We start from the raw sequence: 314 nt of genomic DNA, 5'->3' as shown, positions 1-314 counted from the left end.
GTCAACAACAACACGGCTCTTTCTCCCGCGCAAGTCTATGCAGGACTTCTTGACCTCACCAACGTGGTTTCGCTTCGCAACAACCGGGTCAACCGAGACGTGGTCGATGCCATGACGCGGGCCAGCTTTGGGACGACAGCGTCGCCATCGGCAAACCTCATCGTCCCCGGGGTTTTCCGGGCCGCCCAATACGATTTCGGTCGGGAAGGCGTGGCCTACCACGACACCCTCTCGAGCAACACGGGCGGCATGGGTTCCGGGTTTCAGAGCTGGAATTCGGGATGGAACACTCGCAACGACGGCGTCGACCTCGG

1 protein-coding gene is annotated in these 314 nt (G+C 61.1%); it reads left to right on the top strand.

All coding sequences use genetic code 11. The features are described from left to right. Positions 1-314: hypothetical protein (locus tag R5H29_RS05635; RefSeq protein WP_332328892.1), on the top strand; the 314-nt coding region annotated here is incomplete at both ends.

This window comes from Stenotrophomonas sp. A3_2 (genome assembly GCF_036624925.1).
In the GTDB taxonomy this organism is placed as follows: domain Bacteria; phylum Pseudomonadota; class Gammaproteobacteria; order Xanthomonadales; family Xanthomonadaceae; genus Stenotrophomonas; species Stenotrophomonas hibiscicola.
Note: the sequence above shows the minus strand (reverse complement) of the source record. Positions and strands in the feature narration are given on the sequence as shown.